This is a genomic window from Streptomyces sp. NPDC020780 (genome assembly GCF_044334475.1).
Taxonomy (GTDB): Bacteria; Actinomycetota; Actinomycetes; order Streptomycetales; family Streptomycetaceae; genus Streptomyces.
In genome coordinates, this window is sequence record NZ_JBIRTB010000001.1 from 341,512 (window position 1) to 360,464 (window position 18,953).

Sequence of the window (18,953 nt, forward strand, 5' to 3'; positions counted from 1 at the left end):
GGCAACCGCCCTCTTCCGCTTCACAAGGTGATGGACAGCGGGAATCAAGGCTACGCCTCCCCAACCGTAACGTGCAGGCCGGGCCGGTCTTCGTCGTGCACATCACATCCGAAGCCGGGTTTCGGTGCATGAAATGGCGGGAAACAACCGGGGTTCCGCTGCACTTCGGGTACGCGAGGCCGGTGGTACGGCCCCCTGGACCGTATCTCTTCTCGGGCGACGAGGAGAACGAGGCCCTCCAGGTCGAACGCACGGTCAATCCCAGAGCTGCGGGTTCCCCGGAAGGGTGACTTGAATCCGGCAGCCCCGAGCCGATTCGGCCACACCGATGCGGCCGCCGTGCAGATCCACCGCCCACCGGGCGATGGCCAGCCCCAGACCGGTGCCTCCGTCGCTGCCGGGGCCGTGCGGGGACGGCGCCCGGCCCCGGTTGAACCGCTCGAAGACCCGGTGCCGCTCCGTCTCCGGGATGCCCGGACCCTCGTCGATGACCTCGAGCTGCAGCGACTCGGGATGGTCCCCGCGCCGCGCCAGCACCGTGACCCGGCCGTGCGGCGGGCTGTGCTTGACGGCGTTGTCGATCAGGTTGGCGACCACCTGGTGCAGCCGCTCGACGTCCGCGTACGCCGTCAGTTCGGGCGGCGACACGTCGAGATGCAGATGGACGTCCGTACGGGAGTGGTTGCCGGAGCCCGACGAGAGCCGGCGCTGCGAGGCCGCGAGATTGGCCTCCTTCAGCACGCCCGACAGATAAGGCCACACCTCGAAGCGGCGCGCCTTCAGCGCCACCACTCCGTTGTCCAGACGGGAGAGGTCCAGCAGGGTCTCCACCAGCCTGCCCAGGCGCTCGGTCTGCTTCAGCGCCGTCCGCATCGTCTCGGGATCGGCGGCCGACACCCCGTCCACCACGTTCTCCAGGACGGCCCGGAGGGCGGCGATGGGTGTCCGCAGTTCGTGGGAGACGTTGGCGACCAGCTCCTTGCGGTGCCGGTCCTCCGCCTCCAGGTCGTCCGCCATGCGGTTGATCGTCTGCGCCAGGTCGCCGAGCTCGTCACGCCGCCCGGCACCGCTCACCCGCCGCGTGTAGTCGCCGTGCGAGATCGACCGGGCCACGGCCCGCATCTCGTCCAGCGGGGCCGTCAGACCGTGGGCCACGAACTGGGTGATCAGCAGGGTGGCTATCACCGAGAAGACCGTGATGAACCGGAACTCGGTCCTGGTCCGCAGGGCGACGATCAGCAGACCCGTGGTGATGAACACCGAGATCACGACGAGCGTGCCCAGCTTCGCCTTGATCGAGAAAGGCCGCAGTCCGGAGCCGGGCCGCGTCATGGCGCCGGTGTCTCCAGGGCGTACCCGACGCCGTGCACGGTACGGATGCGCTCGGCGCCGATCTTGCGGCGCAGGGCCTTGATGTGGCTGTCGACCGTGCGGGTACCCGAGGCGTCCGCCCAGTCCCATACCTCGGCCAGGAGCTGCTCGCGGGAGAGCACGGCGCGCGGGGTGTTGGCGAGGCAGACCAGCAGGTCGAACTCGGTGGGCGTGAGGTGGACGTCGTCCGCGCGCACCCGCACCCGGCGCTGCGCGTGGTCGATCTCCAGTTCTCCCAGGCGCAGGATGCCGCTGCGCGGGGTGACGGCGGCCAGCGCGGCACGCTCGACCCGGCGGAGCAGGACGTGGACCCGCGCGGCGAGCTCACGCATGGAGAACGGCTTGGTCATGTAGTCGTCGGCGCCGACCCCGAGGCCGACCAGCATGTCGGTCTCGTCGTCGCGTGCGGTGAGCATCAGCACCGGTACCGGGCGCTGGGCCTGCACGCGGCGGCAGACCTCCAGGCCGTCGAAGCCCGGAAGCATGATGTCGAGCACCATCAGGTCGGGCTGCCAGGCCTCGGCCGCGTCCACCGCGGCCGGTCCGTCCAGCGCGGTCTGCACCAGAAAGCCCTCGGCCCGCAGCCTGGCGGAGATGGCGTCGACGATCGTCGGGTCGTCCTCGACCACCAGCACCCGGCGCTGAGCCCCGGGGGTGGCCGCGACGCCGTTGTGGGTGGTGTGTGTCTGTTCCATCGCCCCGCCCCTGCCCGTCCTCGCGGAGGCCATTCCCCCGGAGGCACGGTTGTCGCTTGTGGATGTCGTCGGTGATCCCTTGTGCCGTTCAGCAGCGTAGAGGCAGAGGACGGCTCCCGGCTACGCAGGGTGTTGTACGACGTGAAGCCGTTACCCCCTCGGTCACGCCGGAGTACGCCCCCGGAGCGCTCCCATCCGTGGGGTGCGGGGACTCCGGGGGCCGGGATGCGGTCAGTGCGCCGCGCGTGCGAGATGGACCACGTCCGGCACACCTCGGGCAACGGCTACTTCTTCGGTCCGTACCGCGTGGAATCCGGCATTCCGCAACGCTTCCCCGAAGGCCGGTGACGGCTGCGCGGACCACACGGCGAGGACCCCGCCGGGCGTCAGCCGCGCCCGGCAGGCGGCCAGTCCGGTGGGCGAATAGAGGCCTTCGTTGTCCTCGGTAACGGTCCATTCCGGGCCGTTGTCGATGTCCAGGCACAGTGCGTCGTAACGCTCCGTGGTCGTCCGGAGGTGGTCGACCAGGTCCGTCCGCAGGATGCGGGTCCGCGGGTCGGCGAGGGCCGCGGCGGAGATCCGGCCGAGCGGCCCCTCGGTGTGCCAGTCCACGATGGCCTGCTCGCGCTCGACGACGAGGATCCGGCCCCACCGCGGCTCGGCGGCGGCCCGGACCAGCGAGAAGCCCACACCCAGTCCGCCGACGAGCACGGAGGGATCCGGCCGGCCGGCGGGCAGCGCGTCGAGCGCCGCGTCGATCAGCAGCCGCTCGGAGCGCCCGTCCGAGGTGTCCATCAGGAAGCATCCGTTGGCGATGATCTCGAAGTCGTCACCGCGCTCCCGCAGGACGACCTCGCCGTACGGCCCCTCGCGCCGGTCGAGCGTGACGGGACGGGGGGCGTGGGTGGCGGGCATGGGCGCGGTCTCCGGTCTCGGGTCGGGGCTGACGGTGCCGATCCGGGCCATCCTCCCCGTTCCCCGCCCGAGGGGACCAGTCGATTTCCTCCGACTCACCCCTGAGTGCCGGGCGCCCGGGCAGCCGGTCGGTGGACGGGGGCGGGATGCGCGAGTGTCGAGCACCTCCGCCGGTTCGCCGGGCGTGGGCGGCGGCCCGGTCCGCGAGGGCCTCGGCCGGTGAGCGGAACGCGGCCGGAAGCTCCGGGGCGGCCGGGTGAGGGGAATGACGGCGTCCCTCGTGGTGCTGCCGTAGAGGTACGCGCCCTGCGTCGCTCGCCGTGCCGCACGTCCGGGTGGGGCGGGGTTGCGGGGACGTGCGGGCGCAGTGTCCGGGCACTCGGCCGGCCGGCTTCGCGCCCGAGGCCGGGGCGTCCGGCGCCGGACCTCCGCGTTCTGCGATTCCCGCAGGTCGGGGCGGGGCGCGGGGTGATCGCTGAGAGCGAACACCGGGTGGGGAACATTCGGCGGCTCACAAGCATTGAGTCGGCATAGCTCAACTTGCCTGCTGAAGGGGAGATCATGACTGCAGAGTCCCGTGCGTCCGAGGCGTCCACGCCGATCGACCTGCCCGTGCTGCCGCTCGACGACGAGGTCGTCCTGCCCGGGATGGTCGTACCGCTCGACCTGTCCGACGCGGAGGTGCGCGCCGCCGTCGAGGCGGCCCAGGCCGTCGCGCGGTCCGGCGGCGGCAAGCCCGAGGTGCTGCTCGTGCCGCGCATCGACGGCAACTACACCGGGACCGGTGTCCTGGGCACCGTCGAACAGGTCGGACGGCTCTCGGACGGGGACCCCGGGGCACTCATCCGGGCCCGCGACCGGGTGCGGATCGGTGCCGGGACCAGCGGTCCCGGAAACGCGCTGTGGGTGGAGGGCACCCGGATCGACGGCTCCGTGACCGACGGGTCGCCCGGCCCGGCGGCGGAGCTGGCCAAGGAGTACAAGGCCCTCGCCACCAGCTGGCTGAAGAAGCGCGGTGCCTGGCAGGTCGTGGACCGGGTCCAGCAGATCGACGACATCTCCGCCCTCGCCGACAACTCCGGGTACTCGCCCTTCCTGACCACGGCCCAGAAGGTGCGGCTGCTGGAGACCACGGACCCGGTCGCCCGCCTGAAGCTCGCCATCCAGTGGCTGAGCGAGCACCTCGCCGAGCAGGACGTGGCCGAGTCCATCGCCAAGGACGTCCAGGAGGGCGTCGACAAGCAGCAGCGCGAGTTCCTGCTGAGGCGCCAGCTGGAGGCCGTACGCAAGGAGCTCTCCGAGCTCAACGGCGAATCCGGTTCCGGCGCCGACGAGTCCGACGACTACCGGGCCCGTGTCGAGGCCGCCGACCTGCCGGAGCACGTGCGTGAGGCCGCGCTCAAGGAGGTCGACAAGCTGGAGCGCGCGTCCGACCAGAGCCCGGAGGGCTCCTGGATCCGCACGTGGCTCGACACCGTCCTGGAACTGCCGTGGACCGAGCGGACCGAGGACGCCTACGACATCAAGGGCGCCCAGGAGATCCTCGACGCCGAACACGCGGGCCTGCAGGACGTGAAGGAACGCATCACCGAATACCTCGCCGTGCGCAAGCGGCGTGCCGACCGGGGGCTGGGTGTCGTCGGCGGCCGGCGCGGCGGTGCCGTACTGGCGCTGGTCGGGCCGCCCGGTGTCGGCAAGACCTCGCTCGGCGAGTCCGTCGCCCACGCCATGGGACGCACGTTCGTCCGGGTCGCGCTCGGCGGTGTCCGGGACGAGGCGGAGATCCGGGGCCACCGGCGTACGTACGTCGGCGCCCTGCCCGGACGCATCGTGCGGGCGATCAAGGAAGCCGGTTCGATGAACCCGGTGGTCCTGCTCGACGAGATCGACAAGGTCGGGTCCGACTTCCGGGGCGACCCGGCCGCCGCCCTTCTCGAAGTGCTCGACCCGGCGCAGAACCACACCTTCCGCGACCACTACCTCGAGGTCGAACTCGACCTCAGCGACGTGGTGTTCCTGGCCACGGCCAACGTGCTCGAAGCCATCCCGGAGGCTCTGCTCGACCGCATGGAGCTGGTCCGGCTGGACGGTTACACGGAGGACGAGAAGGTCGTCATCGCCCGTGACCACCTGCTCCCGCGCCAGCTGGAGCGGGCCGGGCTGGAGAAGGACGAGGTGAGCCTCGACGAGTCCGCCCTGCGCAAGCTGGCCGGCGAGTACACCCGGGAAGCCGGCGTACGCAACCTCGAGCGGGCCGTCGCCCGGCTCCTGCGCAAGGTCGCGGCCCAGCACGAACTCGGCGAGCGCGAGCTGCCGTTGACGGTGTCCGACGGCGATCTGCGCGGCCTGATCGGCCGGCCGCACCACGTCCCCGAATCCGCCCAGGAGCCGGCCGAGCGCCGGACCGCGGTGCCGGGGGTGGCCACCGGCCTCGCGGTCACCGGAGCGGGTGGCGACGTGCTGTTCGTCGAGGCGTCGCTGGCCGACCCGGAGACCGGCGCGTCCGGACTGACCCTGACCGGTCAGCTCGGCGACGTGATGAAGGAGAGCGCGCAGATCGCCCTGAGCTTCCTGCGGTCCCACGGCGCGGAGCTGGAGCTGCCGGTCGCGGACCTCAAGGACCGGGGAGCGCACATCCACTTCCCTGCGGGCGCGGTTCCCAAGGACGGCCCGAGCGCCGGTATCACCATGACCACGGCGCTGGCCTCGCTGCTCTCCGGGCGGCTGGTCCGCACGGACGTGGCGATGACCGGCGAGGTCTCGCTGACCGGACGGGTGCTGCCCATCGGCGGCCTGAAGCAGAAGCTGCTGGCCGCGCACCGGGCCGGCATCACCACCGTGGTGATCCCCAAGCGGAACGAGCCCGACCTGGACGACGTCCCGGCCGAGGTCCTCGACAAGCTGGAGGTCCACCCGGTGACCGACGTCCGGCAGGTGCTGGAGATCGCTCTCGCCCCGGCCTCGGCCCGGGCGCAGGACAGGATCCCGGCCGTGGCGTAGGCGCCATGCTGTGACGGGCGTGGCATCACGCGCGCGACCGGTACGGACGGCCCGTCTCTCCCGTGAGGGAGGGCGGGCCGTTCCGCCTGTCCTCGCCGGGCGGGCCCCGGCGGCATTCCCCATGCCGCCGGGGCCCGCCCGGTGAGTCGGACGGGTCAGCCGTTCGCGAGCGCCACCACGCGGTCCACGTCGCCGTTGAAGTGGTTGTGGTCGCCGACCGTGGGGCCGGACGAGGTGTACTGCCACATCGTGTAGTAGGCCCAGCCGGCCGGGAGTTCACCGACCGTGCTGGCGTACCGGGCCACCCAGAGCGGGTTGGTGGCGCCGAAGGCGGAACTGTTGCCCGTGCAGTCCTTCCACCAGCTCGTCGCGGTGTAGATCACCGCGTCCCGTCCGGTGCGGGCCTTGTACGTGTTCACGAAGTCCCGGATCCACGAGACCATGCCGGCCTGGGTCTTGCCGTAGCACTGCGCGCCGTACGGGTTCCACTCGATGTCGAGCACGCCCGGCAGCGTCCTGCCGTCCCTCGACCAGCCGCCCCCGTTGTCCACGAAATAGTTGGCCTGGGTCGCGCCGCTCGTGGTGTCGGGGGTGGCGAAGTGGTAAGTGCCCCGGATCATGCCGACGTTGTACGACCCGGTGTACTGCTGCGTGAAGTAGGTGTTCTTGTAGTACGTCCCCTCGGTGGCCTTCACGTAGGCCCACTTCACACCGCTGTTCCAGAGGGTCGACCAGGCGACGTTGCCCTGGTGGCTGCTGACGTCCACGCCTTCGGTCTGGACAGCGGTCGTACCGGTGGAGCTTCCGGTGCGCTGGCCGTCGTGCGCGACGACACCCTGGCCCATCCTGGCCGTACCGCGGTCGGGGACGGCGGCGGTGTCGGCGGCCGATGCGGCGCCCGGCAGGGCGGCCAGGAGGGTGAGGGCGGCGACGAGCGTTCCCGCCGCGGCGAAGCGCGAGCGGCGGGACGTCGTGGTTCCGGGTCTGAGCACGGGCATGTGCGTGCCTCCGAGGGCTCGGTGGGGGGAACTCGTGACGCAGGGACGGGTGCGGGACACCCCTGCGGTGGGTGCGCCATGGTGTGGACATGCCACCCTTGGCACCCATGAAGCTACGCACGTAGACCCGTGTCCGGAAGAGGGCCCGGGCGCTGCCGGAGGTCTACGCCTGCGAAATACTGGCGGAGCTGCGGCGATGGCCGGAGCTGAAAGAAACTTTCACCGGCTGGAAAGCGGACGAGGGGTGCTGACGTGCACGGCAGTGGAAGCGGAAGTGAACCGGGTCCGCCGGCCGGGAATGGTGTGGACCACGAGTTCCTGGCGCTGGAGCGTGAGTTGTCGGTCTTCCTGCGCAGGGCGCGGGCCAACTCGGGGGAAATGGCCCGCGAGGTGCACCCGGACCTCGAGGCCGCGGCCTACGGCCTCCTCGTCCGGCTCGAATCCGCCGGCCGCCAGCGCGCCACGGAGCTCGCCGCCTACTTCGGCGTGGGCAAGGCGACAATGAGCCGGCAGCTGCGGGCCCTGGAAGCCCTCGGGCTGGTGGCCCGCCAGGACGACCCGGCGGACGGCCGCGCCTCCCTGGTCCACCTCACCGACGAGGGGCTCGCCCGCTTCCGCAGCGTCCGTGACGCCCGCCGCGGCCGGTACGCCCGCAAACTGGCGGACTGGGACCGGGCCGAGGTCGCCGAACTGGCCCGCCTGCTGCACCACCTGAACACCCGTGCCGAGGACTGAGCCCGGCCGGACGCATCGAGTCCGGCCTGCCGGACTGCTCCGGGGCGGGCGGCGCGGCTACAGCTCGACGAGCATCGCGGTCGCGTCGTCGTGCGTCTTGCCCCGGCGCAGATACGTACGGGCCGTGTCGGCCCGCTCCAGCTCCCTGACGCGGTCGATCAGCCCCTGGGCTCCCGTCCCGCGCAGGAGCCCGAGGGTGGCCGTCCAGTCGCCCTCACGGAACTTCTCCGTCCATCGGCTCGCCCCGTCGGTCAGGGCGGCCAGCGCCCGGACCTCCGCGCGCGGGGTCTCACCGGCCACGGCCCGTGAGGCCACCAGAGGGTCGGCGGCGGCCGTGAAGAAGCCGCCCTCCTTATTCCTCACTCGCGCGTCCGCGACGGCGTCGGAGGCCAGGGACCCGGGCGGGAGCCGGTCGAGGCGGTCGTCGAGCACCGGGAGGACCGTGCCGTCGGGCGCCTCCAGGAGAAGCGCGGAGTCGGAGAGCACCAGGTGCTCGACCCGCTCCCGGTCCCAGCGCGCCAGGACCACCGTCGCCTGGGGGGTGCGCACGTGAGAAAGGTCACACAGGGACCGGTGTGAATCGGCGGTGCGCCGAATGGACTCCCCGAGCACCTCGGCCAGGGTCAGATCCCGTCGTGAACCGGACAGTTCGACCAGCGAGCCGCCCAGTCGCGCGGTGAACCACGGGACCGGGTGCACACAGCCGACATCGCCACCCGGCGGCGTGACGCCGTCGAGCAGGACCAGCACACCGCCCTGACCGGTGGCGGGGACCGCCGCCGCCGCCCAGTCCTCGTTGGGGCGTTCGGGGCTGCCCGGTTCGGTGGCGAGATCGATGCGCATCCGGCCAGTCTGCACGACGCCTTCACCGGGCCTGCACACCGCCGGCGTTGGGTCGTATCGGCAGGTCGGGGCGGCTCCTCGGGTGGAGGCAGGTCCTCCGCGCATATGCGGGCGCGCATCTTCCCAAAGCCGGGGCCGAAGTTCCACCTGGCGTCCCACGCATGACCCTGAGCCCCCGTGGGGAGACTTGTTCGCCAACTCGGGAGTGATGTTCACTCAATCGTGTGGCGGAGCGGTCGATGCGCGCCCCCCTCCCAAAAGCGCTGGAATGGTCAGAAGCCGTATCAGGGGTGGGGGCGCCTTTTGCACGTGACCGTGCGTCACCTCTGCTTCAAGGGTGGACGAATCAAGATTGCGAGCACCGGTGCAGAAGAAGCGGCCTCGGAGCAAGGACGGCACGCGCGAGGAGACCGGGGCGGTGACTCCGGCAGCGGGTGACGGCAAGCGGACCGTACGGGTGCGCAGCCGGCTCGTCGCCGGCGTGGCGGTCGTCGGGATCACCGTCATCGCGGCGGGCGCCCCGGCGGCCCTGGGCGCCTCCTCCGACCTCAACGAGTCCCAGCGGCTCGTCACGCTCGCCGAGCTGAACCAGCAGGCGATCTCCCTCGCGCACTCCCTCGCGGACGAGCGCGACGAGGTCACCGCCTTCATCGCGGCCGGCCGCGAGGACGACGGCGGCACGGACGGCGGCGAGCCCGCGAGCCCGGCGGCCCGGGTCGACCAGCAGGTGGACGAGATCCACGGGGCGGCCCCCGCGGCGCTTCGCCGGGACCTCTCCACCCTCCCCTCGGTGCGCCGCACCGCCCTCACCGGCAAGGGCTCCGCGATGGAGGCCTACCAGGCCTACACGGAGATCATCGCCAAGCTGCACGGCCTCGCCGCCGAGCTCGCCGACAAGACTCCGCCGCGGGCCGCCGAGGCCACCCGTGCCCCGCTGGCCCTCGGTGGCGCGGTCGAGCAGGCCTCCGCGACCCGGGGCCTGCTCCTGGCCGCGCTCTCCGTACCCGGTTCGCAACCGGCCGAGCCGCAGATCGACCCCATCACCGGGCTGCCGGTCCAGACGCAGGACGAGGGCGACGGTGAGGACGGCCGCGCCCGCGACGAGCTGAGCGCCGCGGCCCAGCAGGCACGGGTCCGTGAGCTCGCCTCCCTCGCCGACTTCGACCAGGCCGCCGGGCCCACCGCCCGTGACAAGCTGGCCTCCACGGTCACCGGGCCCGAGGTCAACAGCGCGGAGAAGTACCTCACCCGGCTCACGGACCGTCCCGAACTGTCCGACACGGAGCGGGAGTCCGACCGCAAGAAGGTGGGCGCGGCGCTCTCCGCCCGTATCGACCGCATGCGGAGCGTCGAATCGGCCCTCGGCACCGCGCAGGTCAAGCGCCTGGAGGCGCTGCGGGACGACGACGTCACCGCTCTCGAACTCCGCCTCGCACTGCTCGGTGGCTGCGCCCTGATCGCCATCGGCGTCTCCACCGCCGTGGCGCGGACCCTGACCCAGCCCCTCGCCGTCCTGCGCATCGGCGCGGCCCGTATCGCCGCGGAACCCGAGACGGCCGAACCCGTCCGCTACACCGGGCGCAACGACGAGTTCGCCCAGGTCGTGCGGTCCATCAACACCCTCCACGGCAAGCTGCACGGCCTGCACCACGGCGTCACGGGCCGGCTGGAAGGGCTGGAGTCCGAGCGCGCCGAACTGATCGCGGGCCGTGAGGCGCTCACTTCACAGCGCGCCGAACTCCAGACCCGGGTGACCGAGCTCGGCACCCAGCTGGAGCAGCTGAAGAACACGGTCCACCACACCTTCGTCAACCTCTCGCTGCGGACCCTGGGACTCGTCGAGCGCCAGCTCGGTGTCATCGAGGGCATGGAGGACCGGGAGCAGGACCCCGAGCGCCTCGCCACGCTCTTCAAGCTGGACCACATGGCCACCGTCATGCGGCGCCACAGCGAGAACATGCTGGTCCTCGCGGGCGCCGAGCACGGCCACGGGCACGCGGGTCCGATCCCGCTTGTCGACGTGATGCGCGCCGCCGTCAGCGAGATCGAGCGGTACGAGCGCGTGACGATCCGGTCCCTGCCGCCGCACGCCCGGATCGCGGGCTTCGCCGCCGACGACCTGAGCCACCTGGTCGCCGAACTCCTGGAGAACGCGACCTCGTTCTCGCCGCCGGACTCGCATGTCGAGCTCTCCGGCTGGCTGCTGGAGACCGGTGAGGTGATGCTCTCCATCCAGGACGAGGGCATCGGCATGTCGACGGTCCGGATGAGTGAGCTCAATGCCAGGCTGGCCGACCCGGCCTCCTTCGAAGCGGGTGAACAGGCCGCGGACGGGGCCGGACTGGGGCTCCAGGTGACGTCGCTGCTCGCCGCCCGCCACGGCGTACAGGTCCAGCTGCGTGAGCAGAAGGGGAGCGGGGTGACAGTCGTCGTCGTACTCCCGCAGGCTCTGCTGCCCGAGGCGCCGCCCACGGCGGCCCCGCCGGCCGTACAACTGCCGGGGGACGCCCCCGCGCTGAACCTGCCGGGTTCGGTCGCCGAGGCCAACTCCAACGCGTTGCCGCAGCGTTCGGCGGAGTCCGCCGAGGACCCGCTGATCGCGGCGGCCGAGAGGACCATCCGTGACGCCGGGGAACAGCGGCCGGCTGCCGAGAAGTCCGGGGCGCAGGGGGACACCGCCGAGGAGTCCGGCGGGCAGGGGAGCAGCGCCGAGGCGCCCGCTCCGTCCCCGCTGCCCGACGGGCCCGCTCCCGGGGCGCAGGCGCCCGGAGCGTCCGCTCCTGTCGAGACCCCGGCCGAGACCACGATGCAGTTCCGCCTGCCCGGGCTCCAGGACGCCCCGGCGGAGCAGGACGCCTCCGAACCCCAGGACCATGCCGCGCCGCAGGACGCCCCCGCACGCCCGGAGCCGTCCGCCCCGCAGGACGTAACCGAGCGGCAGGACACGCCGGGACCGTACGCCGTCGGGCCTGACCGCCACGAGCGCGCCGCCGACACGAGCCCCGCGGCCGACCCGGCCGTCGCCGACGCCCTCCCCGGCCCCCGGCAGCCCCTGACCGGGCTGGGCGAGGAGGTGCCCGACCCGGCGCCCTCACCCCTGCGCCTCACGGACAAGGGGCTGCCCAAGCGCACGCCCAAGATCGTGGCTCCCGCCGCCGCCCCGGTCGCCGAACGCCGGAGCGGCGTGGACAAGGAGGCCCTGCGGCGCAAGCTCGGCGGTTTCCACCAGGGCGCGAAGGAGGGCCGGCGCGACGTCGAGGCGGAGATCACCGGGGACACGGACGCGCGGAGCACGGACCGGACCGGCCGTGCGGAGCCGGCCGACCGTGCGCACGGTCGCATCGATGAAACGGGGGACACAGTCGAGGAGGCACACAGGTGACCGCATCCAGCACATTCGGGCTGAGCTCCGAGGCCCGGAACCTGCACTGGCTGCTGAACAATCTCGTGGAGGAGGTGCCGGGGGTCCACTCGGTCACCGTCGTGTCGTCCGACGGGTTGATGCTGCTCTCCTCGGACCCCGGCCTCGCGACGGCCCGGGCGGAGGGGCGGCCGGAGGGCCCGAAGGGCTCCAGCGCCGACCTCGCCACCATCGTCTCCGGCATCGGGTCCCTCACGATCGGTGCCGCGAAGCTGATGGACGGCGGCGGCGTCAAGCAGACGATGGTCGCGATGGACGAGGGCAGTGTCTTCGTCATGTCGATCAGTGACGGCTCCCTCCTCGGTGTGCACGCCACACCCGACTGCGACATGAGCGTCGTCGCCTATCACATGGCGCTCTTCGTCGGCCGTGCCGGACACGTACTCACCCCCGAACTCCGCAGCGAGCTGCGCACATCGATGGAGAGCGCCCTGTGACGTCAGCTGCCGAGCCCGTACGCAAACTCCCCGTCCGGGGGTCCGACCGCAAGCCCGCCCGGGTCCGCCCGTACTCCCTCACCGGCGGCCGTACCCGCTTCGGCCACGTCCTGCTCGTCGAGACGTTCGTCGCCGCGCTGGAAGCCCCCGAGGAGCGGCGCGAGCTCACGAACGGGAACCTCGCCTCACGGGTCATGCCCGAGCTCCGCGCCATCGTCGAGCTCTGCCGTCGCATGCGTACGGTCGCGGAGATCTCGGCGCTGCTGAAGATGCCTCTCGGTGTGGTCCGGGTGCTGCTGAGTGACCTGGCCGACCAGGGAAAGATCCGCGTGTACGGAACCGGTCACGGTGCCGGCCAGCCCGACCGCGCACTGCTCGAAAGGGTGCTCAATGGACTCCGTCGTCTCTGAGGCGCCGCTCTTCACCCCGCGCCGGCCGGGGCCACCGGACTTGGCCGACGAGGAAGCGGTGCAGGACTGGCAGCTCGACCACAGCCGCGCTCCGGTCGCCACGAAGATCGTGGTGGCGGGCGGCTTCGGGGTGGGCAAGACGACCTTCGTCCGTTCGGTCTCCGAGATAACCCCGCTCCAGACCGAAGCGCTGATGACGCAGGCCAGTGAGGGCACCGACGACCTCAGCGCCACGCCCGACAAGGTCACCACGACCGTGGCGATGGACTTCGGCCGTCTGACGCTCGACAACGACCTCGTGCTGTACGTCTTCGGCACCCCGGGCCAGCAGCGGTTCTGGTTCATGTGGGACGACCTCGTGCGTGGTGCGATCGGTGCGATCGTGCTCGCCGACACCCGCCGCCTCGCCGACTGCTTCGCGGCGCTCGACTACTTCGAGAGCTGCGGGCTCCCGTACATCGTGGCCGTCAACCACTTCGAGGGAACGGCCGGTTACGCGGAGCAGGACGTCAGGGACGCCCTGTCCGTGCCTCCGGAGGTGCCTGTCCTGATCATGGACGCGCGTAAGAGGATCACGGTCGTCGAGTCGCTGCTCGCCCTGGTGGGGCACGCCCTCGACGTCACTCCCGCGTAACCCGACGCAACCAGGCACACGTTACGGAGAACCGCGATGCGGAAGATACTCATAGTCGGAGCCGGCCAGTCCGGTCTCCAGCTGGCTCTCGGCCTGCAGTCCGCAGGATACGAAGTCACCCTCATGTCCAACCGCACGGCGGACGAGATCCGGTCGGGCCGGGTCATGTCGACGCAGTGCATGTTCCACACCGCTCTCGAGTACGAGCGTGAGCTCCAGCTGAACTTCTGGGAGTCGCAGGCCCCGCGCATCGAGGGCCTCGGCGTGTCGGTCGCCGCGCCGGACTCCTCGCGCGCCGTCGACTGGGTGGGCAAGCTGGACGGGTACGCCCAGTCCGTCGACCAGCGGGTCAAGATGGCCGGCTGGATGGAGACCTTCGCCCAGCGCGGCGGCCAGCTCGTCATCCACGGCGCGGCCGTCTCCGACCTGGACTACTTCTCCCGTACCTTCGACCTGGTGATGGTCTCGGCGGGCAAGGGCGAGCTGGTCTCCATGTTCGGCCGGGACGCCTCCCGTTCGCCGTTCGACGCCCCGCAGCGCGCGCTGGCCGTGGCCTACGTCCACGGGATGGGCCCGCGCCCGGAGCACCCGGACTTCGACGCGGTCCGCTGCAACCTGGTCCCGGGCGTCGGCGAGCTCTTCGTCATGCCGACCCTGACGACGTCGGGCCGGGCGGACATCCTCTTCTGGGAGGGCGTTCCCAGCGGCCCGCTGGACGCCTTCCAGGGCATCAAGGACCCTGCGGAGCACCTGGCGAAGACGCTGGAGCTCATGGAGAAGTTCACGCCGTGGGAGTACGCGCGAGCCACCAAGGTCGAGCTGACCGACGCCAACGGCACGCTGGCGGGCCGTTACGCCCCCACCGTCCGCAAGCCGATCGGCCGGCTGCCAGGTGGCGGCCTGGTCCTCGGGGTGGGCGACGTGGTCGTGGCCAACGACCCGATCACCGGCCAGGGCTCCAACACGGCGTCCAAGTGCGCCCACTCCTACCTGCGGTCGATCATCGAGCGCGGCGACCGCGAGTTCGACGCGGAGTGGATGCAGGCCACCTTCGACCGGCACTGGGAGAACACGCAGCACGTCGTGAAGTGGACGAACGCGATGCTCGGCGTTCCCCCGGAGCACGTGCTGAACCTGATCGGCGCCGCCGGTCAGCTCCAGCCCGTCGCGGACCGCTTCGCCAACGGGTTCAACGATCCGGCGGACTTCGACAACTTCTTCTTCGAGCCCGAGAAGACGAACGCGTACCTCGCCGAGGTCTCGGCCGCCCGGGCCGGCTGACCTCCGCGCACGGGACCGGCCGGTCCGCCGCGGTCGTGGCGGCCGGCCCGGCCCCCGGTGGAGGGGGCCGCCGGGCGACGGGGATCAGGCACTCGGGGCGGACTCGGCCGCGTACCCCGTGTCCGGGCCTGCGGTGGCGCCCTCGGGCAGATCCGGACCGGTGTACGTGCTCAGCGGCTTGCTCCCGGGATCCGGACGGACCGCGCCCAGCAGCGGGTTGGACGCCACGGGGGAGACCTTCACCGAGGTGCCGGGCCTGGGCGCCTGTACGACGAGGCCGTTGCCGATGTACAGCGCCACATGGGTCGCCGTCGGGAAGTAGACCACCAGATCGCCGGGGCGCAGCGACCCGACGGGAATCCTGGGCAGTTGCCGCCACTGTTCCTGGGACGTGCGCGGAATGGTCCGGCCCGCGTCCGCCCACGCCTGCGAGGTGAGCCCGGAGCAGTCGAAGGAATCAGGCCCCTCCGCGCCCCAGACGTAGGGTTTGCCGATCTGAGCGACCGCGTACCGTACGGCTTCACCGCCCTCCTCGGACGGCGGGCGGGCCGAGCTGAGTGCTCCCGAGGCCACCAGCTCGTCCTGGGCCTCGCCGATGTTCTTCTGTTCCAGCCGCGACACCTCGGAGAGCTGCTCCTTCGAGAGGGAGGCGAGCATGGCCTCGACGTCCTTCAGCCGGGCCTTCACGGCGTCGTGCTGCGTGCGCTGCTTCTTCGCCAGCACCTTCTGCCGGTTCATGACCAGCCGGGCCTGGGCCGCCAGTGCCTTCGCCCGCTTCTCCGCGCCGGTGAGCCGTTCGATCGCGGCGGTCCGGCCGGCCTGGGCCCGCTGGATCACATGGGTCTGATCCAGCGCCTGCTGCGGGTCGCGGGAGAGCAGCAGCCGCAGATACACCGAGTAGCCGGTGCGGCCCTGATACTGCTCGCGGGCCAGGCGCCCCGCGTCCCGGCGGCCGGCGCCGAGGGCCGTGCGGGCCCGGGAGAGCGCGGCGTTCAGCTTCCTGGCCTCGGCGGCCCGTTTCCTCAGCTCCTCCTCGGTGGCGTTGTAGCGCTCACCGGCCTCCTCGGCCTGCCGGTAGAGCGTCTGCAGCTGCTTCAGCAGCCCGGCGACGCCCTGCGGGGCACCGGCGGCGGGGGCGGGGTCCGCGTCGGCCGGTGCCCGGTGCGGGCCGGCCGGGGGGAGGGCCGCCGGGTCCGCGGTGGCGGGGGAGGCGGCGACGAGCGCGGCCAGGGCCGCCGTACAGAGCGTATGGACGAGTCGGCCTGCCACGGCATCACCTCCGGTGACGGGGACCAGCCGTAAGTAGGACCAGCCCACAAGTGATCGGGTCGCATCCATCCGGTCACTCCGGGCCGGGTGAGGCAAGGACCGCCCGGTGTGGCGGCCGCCTCTGTCCCCCGGACGGGGGACGCGCCGACGTCACTCCACGGCGAACGCGTAGACGGCCCTGCCCCGCTGGACGATCACGGTCCCGGCGGCGGCCAGCACCCGGTACGGCCCGCCGACCGTGGCGCCTCCGGGATCCTGGACCCCGATGTCCTGGAACTTCCACAGCCGGCGCCCGTCCGCCGCCGCGAACGCGGTCACCTGCGAGACGTCCGCCGCGAGCAGGGTCCTCCCGCCACCGCTGAGGGTGAGAGCGGGCGCGGCCCCACCGGGCGGCACCTCCGTGGACCGCCGCCAGAGCAGCCGCCCGGACGCCCGGTCGACCGCGCCGACCTCCTGATCGCGGTTGGTGGTGTGCAGCAGCGTTCCGGCGGGGACCGGGGTGCCGAACTCGGACCCCTCGGTGCCGTTCAGCGTCCACACCGGCTTGCCCGTGGCCGTCTCGAACGCCTGGAGATCGCCGCCCACCGCGCCGTACAGCCGCCCCTCCGCGTCCCCGAGTGCCGCGCCGGCCGGGGTGAGGGCGCCGAACTGCCGGTTCCAGAGCAGCTTGCCGGTCGCGCGGTCGAAGCTGCGGAAGGAGGCCCTGCCCTTGCCCGCCTTGACGTCCGCCGGGGTGAGGGTCGCCGCGTCCTGGGCCACGACGACGTCGGTGTCCCGGACCGCGGTCAGCCGGTAGGCGGGCGTGCCGGGCGCCCTGCCGGCGGGGACCGCGGTGCGCCACAGTTCCTTGCGCGCCACCACGTCGTAAGCGAAGAGGTAGGCCCGGACGGCCTGGGTGTCCTTGCCGGGCTTCTTGCCCTTCTTCGGCTTCGGCGCCTTCACGGTGACCGTGTGGGAGCCGGTGAACCAGACGACGGACCCGGAACTCCCGGTCAGGGCGGCCACCTTCATGTCCGGTACGCCGGGGAACAGCTCGGCGTACGGGACGTGGTGCGCGACCTTCCCGTCCCCGGAGGAGAGCCAGCGGAACCCGGTCGGGTTCGCCAGGAAGCACAGCCCGTCCCCGCCGGGCAGGACCGCCTGGGCGCCGGCGGCGTCCGCCTGCTCCCAGGCCTTCCGGCCGGTGCGCAGGTCCACGGCTGTGGCCCCGGCCGTACCGGTCAGCACCAGGAGCCTGTCCTGCCAGAGTCCGGCGGTGAGCGGTGCGGGGGCGGCGGCGGGGTGCGTGTACATCCATCGCGGCTCCGGGGCGCGTCCCGGCACCGACAGGCGGGGCTTCGGCGTGGGCTTGCCGTCGGTGGCCGAGGAGGTGGAGTCGTCCGGCCCGAGGGCGAGTACGGCTCCGCCGCCGACGAGCAGTCCGGCGGCCCCGGCCGCGGCTGTCGTGAGCAGCGCCCGCCTGCTCGTCACGGGCGCGGGGGGCGCGGGGGGTGCGGCGGGCTCGGAGGCCGGTACGGGCCGGGGGAGCGGGGCGGGGATCGCCGGGTACGCGGAGGAGTGCGGCCGCGCCGCGGCAGGCAGCGCGGGCGCGGGTGCCTGCGGCGGCGGTACGGGCTGTGCGGGGGCGGCGGCCCGGGGCGGGGAGGTGTGGGCAGGCGCGGCGCCGGCCGGCTCACGGGGGACGGAGAGGTGGGCCGTCTCCCGGTCGGTGCGAGAGGTACGGGGGCCGGTCGCCAGGAAACGCGTGGTCCGGCTGTCCTCACCGGATTCACCGGATTCACCACCGGCCTCACGTGCGTCGCCGGCCTCGTCGACGCCGGACGGCCCCTCCTGGGGCCGGGGGGCGGCGTGCGGGAAAGCCGTCTCCTGGGGCTGCGGAACGGCCCGGGAGGGTGCCGTGTCCTGCGGCTCCGGGAGGCCCTGCGTGTGTGCCACGGCCCGGGCCCGCGGGACGTCCGGTGCCGGAGGCGTGTCGTGCGGCTGAGGCTGCCGCACGCCCCGCGTCTGTGCCGGGTCCCGCGCCTCCGGCGCCTCCAGCGCCCGGGCCCGCGCGGCCTGTTCCGCCACCGTGTCGAGCAGGGTACGGGGAAGCCATCCTCCCTCGGCCAGGCCGGCCGCGCCCTCCAGGGCGAGCTCCGCCGCGACCGATCCGGCACCCGGCCGGCCGGCCGGATCCTTCGACAGGCAGCGTGCGATCAGGCCACGCAACGCGTCGGGCACCGAGTCCAGTTCGGCCGAGGCGTGCGCGATCCGTTCGGCCGCCTCGTCGGCGGGCCCGTCGGCGAGCGGGGTCGTACCGGTCGCCGCGTACGCCAGGAGAAGGCCCAGGACGAAGAGGTCGGAGGCCGGGCCGGCTCCCTTGCCCTCCACCTGTTCCGGGGTCAGATAACCGAGCCGGACGGACAGCTGCCCGCCCGCCTTCGCCTCGGCCGAGGCGGCGGCCCCCAGCGGCCCGAACGCCGTCAGCCGCGGTCCGTCCTCGGCCAGCAGCACCGTCCCCGGAGCCAGCCCCTGGAGGACGGCCCCGGTCGCGTGGACCCGGGACAGGGTCTCGGCCAGGCCGGCGCCCAGTATCCGCACGGCACGCTCGGGCAGCGGGCCCGCGAGGCCGATCGCCTCGGCGAGCGTCAGGGCGGGCACGTACGCCGCTGCCGTCCACAGTTCGCCGTCCGCCTCGGCGGAGGCGAGAGAGGACTGGACCCAGCCGCCGGCCAGCCGTTCGGCGGTGCCTGCCTCGGCCAGGAACCGGCGCCGGAAGGCGGGGACGGCGGCGAGGGCGGGCCGCGCCGAGGCCACCACGGCAAGGTCCCCGTCACGTCCCCTGACCAGGTACTGCACGGCGGCCGCGGTCTCACGGAAGCGTGCCAGCACGGTGTACGGGCCGAAGCGGCGTGGATCGTCCTGACGCAGCGCCTCCATGGCGCACCCCCCTTGTGACCGTGCC

At 72.6% G+C, this 18,953-nt stretch carries 14 protein-coding genes; 7 read left to right on the plus strand and 7 right to left on the minus strand.

Annotated features, from left to right (window positions below; all coding sequences use genetic code 11):
• Nucleotides 1–255 precede the first annotated feature (255 nt).
• The 3 genes from ACH4VO_RS01565 to ACH4VO_RS01575 all read right to left on the minus strand — a co-directional run bounded on the left by ACH4VO_RS01565 (nt 256) and on the right by ACH4VO_RS01575 (nt 2,981).
• Complete coding sequence (locus tag ACH4VO_RS01565) at nt 256–1,332, minus strand: ATP-binding protein (protein ID WP_360983576.1); 1,077 nt, start codon at nt 1,330–1,332, stop codon at nt 256–258.
• A complete protein-coding gene (locus ACH4VO_RS01570; protein WP_056794186.1) occupies nt 1,329–2,066 on the minus strand; it encodes a response regulator transcription factor in 738 nt (245 codons plus the stop codon). Before ACH4VO_RS01570 ends, ACH4VO_RS01565 begins: the two co-directional genes overlap by 4 nt.
• A 231-nt stretch (nt 2,067–2,297) precedes the next feature.
• Nucleotides 2,298–2,981, minus strand: a complete 684-nt coding sequence (locus ACH4VO_RS01575; protein ID WP_360984334.1) for a spermidine synthase — start codon at nt 2,979–2,981, stop codon at nt 2,298–2,300.
• Nucleotides 2,982–3,542: 561 nt separating this feature from the next.
• On the opposite strand from ACH4VO_RS01575, the gene lon reads away from it, so the two are divergent.
• Nucleotides 3,543–5,981, plus strand: coding sequence for an endopeptidase La (lon, locus tag ACH4VO_RS01580; RefSeq protein ID WP_360983579.1), 2,439 nt, complete (start codon nt 3,543–3,545; stop codon nt 5,979–5,981).
• 155 nt (nt 5,982–6,136) lie between these two features.
• On the opposite strand, the gene ACH4VO_RS01585 is transcribed toward lon, so the two are convergent.
• Nucleotides 6,137–6,979, minus strand: coding sequence for a lysozyme (locus ACH4VO_RS01585; RefSeq protein ID WP_360983582.1), 843 nt, complete (start codon nt 6,977–6,979; stop codon nt 6,137–6,139).
• A 252-nt stretch (nt 6,980–7,231) separates the two neighbouring features.
• On the opposite strand from ACH4VO_RS01585, the gene ACH4VO_RS01590 reads away from it, so the two are divergent.
• The gene (locus ACH4VO_RS01590; RefSeq protein ID WP_398440845.1) at nt 7,232–7,714 is read left to right on the plus strand and encodes a MarR family winged helix-turn-helix transcriptional regulator; all 483 of its coding nucleotides are present in this window, start codon (nt 7,232–7,234) and stop codon (nt 7,712–7,714) included.
• Between the two features lie 57 nt (nt 7,715–7,771).
• On the opposite strand, the gene ACH4VO_RS01595 is transcribed toward ACH4VO_RS01590, so the two are convergent.
• Complete coding sequence (locus ACH4VO_RS01595) at nt 7,772–8,557, minus strand: hypothetical protein (protein ID WP_360983588.1); 786 nt, start codon at nt 8,555–8,557, stop codon at nt 7,772–7,774.
• A 364-nt stretch (nt 8,558–8,921) separates the two neighbouring features.
• Here ACH4VO_RS01595 and ACH4VO_RS01600 point away from each other — a divergent pair, with 364 nt between their 5' ends.
• From ACH4VO_RS01600 to ACH4VO_RS01620, 5 genes are read left to right on the plus strand one after another with little or no spacing between them, the layout of a single operon-like run.
• Nucleotides 8,922–11,939, plus strand: coding sequence for a nitrate- and nitrite sensing domain-containing protein (locus ACH4VO_RS01600; protein ID WP_360983591.1), 3,018 nt, complete (start codon nt 8,922–8,924; stop codon nt 11,937–11,939).
• Nucleotides 11,936–12,415: a roadblock/LC7 domain-containing protein gene (locus ACH4VO_RS01605; protein ID WP_360983594.1), complete on the plus strand. Its 480-nt coding sequence runs from the start codon at nt 11,936–11,938 to the stop codon at nt 12,413–12,415. Before ACH4VO_RS01600 ends, ACH4VO_RS01605 begins: the two co-directional genes overlap by 4 nt.
• On the plus strand, nt 12,412–12,825 hold the full coding sequence (locus ACH4VO_RS01610) for a DUF742 domain-containing protein (protein ID WP_360983597.1): 414 nt from the start codon (nt 12,412–12,414) through the stop codon (nt 12,823–12,825). The genes ACH4VO_RS01605 and ACH4VO_RS01610 overlap by 4 nt, the downstream gene beginning before the upstream one ends.
• Nucleotides 12,806–13,459: an ATP/GTP-binding protein gene (locus ACH4VO_RS01615; protein ID WP_360983599.1), complete on the plus strand. Its 654-nt coding sequence runs from the start codon at nt 12,806–12,808 to the stop codon at nt 13,457–13,459. Before ACH4VO_RS01610 ends, ACH4VO_RS01615 begins: the two co-directional genes overlap by 20 nt.
• A 36-nt stretch (nt 13,460–13,495) precedes the next feature.
• Complete coding sequence (locus ACH4VO_RS01620) at nt 13,496–14,740, plus strand: styrene monooxygenase/indole monooxygenase family protein (RefSeq protein WP_360983602.1); 1,245 nt, start codon at nt 13,496–13,498, stop codon at nt 14,738–14,740.
• 84 nt (nt 14,741–14,824) lie between these two features.
• Here ACH4VO_RS01620 and ACH4VO_RS01625 read toward each other — a convergent pair whose 3' ends face one another.
• Both ACH4VO_RS01625 and ACH4VO_RS01630 read right to left on the minus strand, forming a co-directional pair.
• Nucleotides 14,825–16,009 (minus strand): NlpC/P60 family protein, encoded by a 1,185-nt coding sequence (locus ACH4VO_RS01625; protein WP_360983605.1) that lies wholly within the window; start codon nt 16,007–16,009, stop codon nt 14,825–14,827.
• Nucleotides 16,010–16,159: 150 nt separating this feature from the next.
• Nucleotides 16,160–18,928, minus strand: coding sequence for a PQQ-binding-like beta-propeller repeat protein (locus tag ACH4VO_RS01630; protein ID WP_360983608.1), 2,769 nt, complete (start codon nt 18,926–18,928; stop codon nt 16,160–16,162).
• Nucleotides 18,929–18,953: the final 25 nt, after the last annotated feature.